This window comes from Mesorhizobium sp. M7A.F.Ca.ET.027.03.2.1, assembly GCF_003999175.1.
GTDB lineage: Bacteria > Pseudomonadota > Alphaproteobacteria > Rhizobiales > Rhizobiaceae > Mesorhizobium.
Genome location: NZ_RZOM01000512.1, coordinates 1 through 4,218 on the forward strand (window position 1 = coordinate 1; position 4,218 = coordinate 4,218).

7 protein-coding genes and 1 tRNA gene are annotated in these 4,218 nt (G+C 60.1%); 4 read left to right on the top strand and 4 right to left on the bottom strand.

The genetic code is table 11. The features are described 5' to 3' along the window. Positions 1 to 219 (bottom strand): copper homeostasis protein CutC (locus tag EN750_RS21000; protein ID WP_281062312.1); only part of this gene is annotated, 219 nt, incomplete at its 3' end. A gap of 96 nt (positions 220 to 315) precedes the next feature. Then, on the bottom strand, positions 316 to 747 hold the full coding sequence (locus tag EN750_RS21005) for a cupin domain-containing protein (protein ID WP_127322303.1): 432 nt from the start codon (positions 745 to 747) through the stop codon (positions 316 to 318). Positions 748 to 969: 222 nt separating this feature from the next. On the opposite strand from EN750_RS21005, the gene EN750_RS21010 reads away from it, so the two are divergent. From EN750_RS21010 to EN750_RS21025, 4 genes are all read left to right on the top strand, one after another. Continuing rightward, complete coding sequence (locus tag EN750_RS21010) at positions 970 to 1,458, top strand: Hsp20 family protein (RefSeq protein WP_127397528.1); 489 nt, start codon at positions 970 to 972, stop codon at positions 1,456 to 1,458. 171 nt (positions 1,459 to 1,629) lie between these two features. After that, a complete protein-coding gene (locus tag EN750_RS21015) occupies positions 1,630 to 1,983 on the top strand; it encodes a hypothetical protein (RefSeq protein ID WP_245482762.1) in 354 nt (117 codons plus the stop codon). A gap of 44 nt (positions 1,984 to 2,027) precedes the next feature. Next, a complete protein-coding gene (locus EN750_RS21020; RefSeq protein WP_127397526.1) occupies positions 2,028 to 2,327 on the top strand; it encodes a DUF982 domain-containing protein in 300 nt (99 codons plus the stop codon). Between the two features lie 209 nt (positions 2,328 to 2,536). Then, positions 2,537 to 2,782 (top strand): hypothetical protein, encoded by a 246-nt coding sequence (locus EN750_RS21025; RefSeq protein ID WP_127397527.1) that lies wholly within the window; start codon positions 2,537 to 2,539, stop codon positions 2,780 to 2,782. Between the two features lie 381 nt (positions 2,783 to 3,163). Here the strand turns inward: EN750_RS21025 and EN750_RS21030 are convergent, their stop codons facing one another. Both EN750_RS21030 and EN750_RS21035 read right to left on the bottom strand, forming a co-directional pair. After that, a complete protein-coding gene (locus EN750_RS21030; protein ID WP_127272210.1) occupies positions 3,164 to 3,412 on the bottom strand; it encodes a hypothetical protein in 249 nt (82 codons plus the stop codon). 443 nt (positions 3,413 to 3,855) lie between these two features. After that, a tRNA-Asn gene (locus EN750_RS21035) sits at positions 3,856 to 3,930 on the bottom strand. Positions 3,931 to 4,218 lie beyond the last annotated feature (288 nt).

The following is a 4,218-nucleotide window of genomic DNA, read 5'->3' on the forward strand; positions in this document are numbered from 1 at the left end:
GTAGAGAAAATCGCCGCCGCGCGGCCGCACCATGACGTGAAACGGCACACTTGCCTGCTCGAGGGCGGCGCGGACCGTGCCGAGGCTCGGCGTGATACCGCCTTCGATGAGGCTGGCGCATAGTTCGATCCGGTCGGCGCCGGCGGCTTGCGCCGCGAGAAGGCCGTCAATGCCTTCGACACAGATTTCGATCAGCGGCAGGCGGAGAGCTTTGGTCAAGGGCAGATCCAGTCCATGATTTTCGCCAGCCCTAGCACCGGGCCGGTCGCAGCGAAAGCGGGAACAGCCTTCCGCCTTCGCCCACAGACTTGGCGGCTATTGGCGCAATTCCGTATTCTTGGCGCCTTGCTCGACCTGATCGATCACCAGAAGCTTCACCTCGACATCCCCGATATTGGTGGCCTGATGCCACTGGCCGATCATTTCGATGATGAAATCGCCAGCCTTGTAGGTGTTGCTGATGCCGGTCTCGACATTGGTGACCTTCAGCGTGCCGGCTTGGACATACGCATAGCGCGGGAAGGGGTGCCTGTGGACCGGCAAGGTCGCGCCCGACGCGATGTCGTAGGTCGAGACCAGCACCTGCACGTTCTTCTGCGGCAACGTGATCGGTTGGCCGGACGCGGTCGTCGTGCGCGACGCAAGAGGGGTCACGACCACAGGCGTGCCGCTGCTGTCCAGCGCGTGGGCCGGGTTCGCGGAAAAGGCCACCGCGAGCAGTAGTCCGGACATCAAAATCTTTCGCATGATTCGCTCCACCCCTGGCGTCAACATCGCGCAGCGGCCAGCAGCACGCAAGGCAGCGCCTTGGGCACCTGCCTGCCGGCCAGAAAATTTTTTACGCCCCTCTTGACGGAAAAAACCACGATTACCAGATCGTTTTCCGTCGAGGCTTCGGCTCGACATACTGGCGTCGCAGCGGCGCTGCGACAGCCTCGTAACCCATGTTGCTTCACGGAGGATATGGCTATGAGAAGCTTTGATTATACCCCTCTTTACCGCACAACGGTCGGCTTCGACCGTCTCTTCGATATGCTCGAAAAAAGCGTGCGCTCTGACTGGCCTCCCTACAATATCGAGAAGATTGGCGAGCACGACTATCGCATTACGATGGCTATCGCCGGCTTCGCTCTCGATGAGGTCGAACTCATGCAGAACGGCCCCGAATTGTCTGTCATCGGCCAAAGGAAACCCGACCAGGAAAATCGGGAGGTCCTTCATCGCGGCTTGGCGACGGGCAACTTCAAGCAGGTGTTCAAGCTTGCCGACCACGTAAAGGTCAAGGCGGCCAACCTCGAGAATGGCTTGCTGTCGGTGGACCTGATCCGCGAAGTGCCCGAGGAACTCAAGCCTCGGCGCATTGAGATAGGGTCCGAAGCCAAAGCGGTTTCGCTCAAGCGACCCGACAGGACGCAGGCGATCGATTCGGATGCGGAGCCCCAACGCGAGGTCGCCTGATTCCCTGGAACCTAGATCTACGGTCCGCCTCCCGGTTCGGCCGGGAGGCACAGATCGCGGAGAATGGAGATGAGAACCGAAACCTACAGTTTTCACCAACCCGAACCAAAAAATTCTGCCGCGGAACCCGCTGGGTTGCGGACGCCGGATGATGTTCTGAACGAGGAGACGATGACGATCGGTGCAAAGCGGGCTTTGCTCGCTTTCTGGGCTTCCGACATTCATGCGGTTCCTGACAATCCCGCGTTGCGGCAATTGGACAACGGCGCCATCATGGAAGTCAGCGACATACTTCGCGCGCTCCACCTCCTGGACGAATCCAGGCGGGAAACGCGTGTTTCAAAGGTGTCGGCAAGCGTCAGCCTGTCTTTCGACCGGCGCCGCAGGAAGAGCCGTCTCGGTTGGATGCGGCACCCCTGGCGAGATGACGACGATGATCCGCCGCCAATCCCGGCCTTTGCAACGGTGCCGCCCGGGCGTGGAGGTGGCGGCATGTTGGCCGAGCCGGAGCATGCAATCGCATGATTTCCCGAACCAGCAACAACCCACCGTGCCGAATGGAGGATTACATGAGTGACAGGACGTTCGACCAACCGGTCCTGGTCAAGAATGGTGGGTTCATTCAAGAAATAGGCTGCCTCGACGACGCGTTCGACTTCTTTGACGAGTGGCCAAGGGAACGGCGGGGTCCGATTTTCGAAACGGCCTTTCGAGCCTGCCAGCGTGCTCACGACGGCCAGGTTCCGCTGACGGTGGCGCGCGATGCCGTCGCCGGCTTCGCAAGATCCGTCAAGATCCTGCAGGAACCGCTTGCTCAATTTCCTTGGATGGACGGCACAAGGTCAGGTCGCGGTGGGGTCACCGCTTAGCCTTGATAGGGGCGGCGCTGCCAGGATGGCCCGCTGCATGGTCGTCGTTCACATCCGCTACAAGGTGAACTGCCGTACCAGCTCACCTTGTAGTGGGGCGGCTCGATCGTTTGTTCGAACTCCCTGGTGCGGTTTTTGGCGACTGGCTAGGTCAGCCTCGCAACAGTCAACGCTAATATAATGTTCGAAGCGTCGCCACAGGAGGTTCAATGGTTTCCGCTATCGCAAGTCAACATCCGCATGTCCCGGAAAAACAAACGGCAGTGGGGAAGCCGCAAGCCGGCGAAGGATTTTCGCCGGGCCGCAGCGCGGACGCCGTAGGACATCTGGCCAAAATCATGGTTGCCGCAGGCGGCGATATGGATGCTGGCGCGCAAGGCCGCGCGGCATCCAAGATCGCCAGGATGGACATCACGGTTCTGACCGCACCACCCGTAGAAACACCAACAGAGTAAGATATGCTCGTTCGGGCGCCTCCGCGCCGTCATCAGCGGCGTGGGCCGCTCTCGCAGATTACGCCACGGCTCTCAGCGGAGGCTCCGCCATCGTCCCAAGGCCGTCGCATTCCGCGCAGGCGCCCGTCTTTCCGGGGCAGCCGCCCCGATGGGTTCCATGCGGGCAGCAGTGCCCGTTTGACGCATACCACTTGGAGCAGTCGAAAACCCTGCCGCTGCCATGACAGCGCGGGCATTCCATATTCGATGAAATCATACCAATTCTTGCCCAACCCAAACGCACTCGCCCTGCGCCGCAAGTAACAGGAATCATTGCGCTTTCAAGCACATCGCCCTGACTTAAATTGGGGGGATCGACGGATGGCCGGCATCGATGGCGAGCTATTGTTGCGCCGTAATCAGGTTCCCCGTGAAGACCTTGCTCGCCACAAGCCGCGTTGGGCATTGGCCGGCAACAATAGGCTGCGCCGGCTTGTCCCGTTCGTTCTCGGCGGTCACAGCAACTGCGTCATCGGGCTGCGCGTTGGCGGCCTGTGTGGCCGTGGACGCGAAGAGCACCGTCTGGGTGATGAGAGCGGAAACTGCGGCAACCTGGACCAGCACGGCGGCGAGGGCGATCTTCTTCAGCATGCGAGAAAACGCTCTTCGATGTTCCCGGTTCCCCACGCATTCAGGTTTTCTGCTCGCTACGGAACAAGAGACCGGCAGGGCGGTTAACTCGGTTATGCCGAGCAAGATCAAAGAGCCACCATCGACGCCCGCACCGGAGAAGGTACCTGTGCAACGCCGGGACAAAGAAGCCCCGCCCGAGCTTGAGGATGTCGACCCGCCACCCCGAGATGTGCGAGAGGCACCGGCACCCAACCCGAACGGCGACAAGAGATAAGATCGCCGAGATCGCAGCAAGGCCTTATGCCTGCTCGCGCGAACCTTCCCGATGCCGCGGCGTCATCGAGAGCGCTGGACAGCGGCGCCAGGTCAAGTTGAGAATCAACCTGCTGACCACGATTTTGCAGACATGCCATAGATCAGCCCCTATGGGCGACCTGACCGTCTCAAGGCCTTGAAAAAGTTGGCTCCCCGGGCCGGATTCGAACCAGCGACCAACCGGTTAACAGCCGGTTGCTCTACCACTGAGCTACCGGGGAACGGATGCTCTTATGTGAGTGGCGCAGCCTATAGCTGCCCTTTTCGGCTTTGCAAAGAAGCTTTTCACATTTTTCCGAGGCTTTTTCGCGCAGGCCTTTCTCGCAATCGTCGACGGTTGCCCTCATATTAGCCGTCTTGGCAGTGATATGGAACCGAAAGCGCGGCGGCGGCTTTGGTTCCAGCATGCTTGCGAACAATCAAACGGGTCAATTTTTCGAGACGATGACAGCACAAGACAACCAGATGCCGGCGCGGAAAATCTCCGTTTTCGGGCGCGAGTTCAAAAT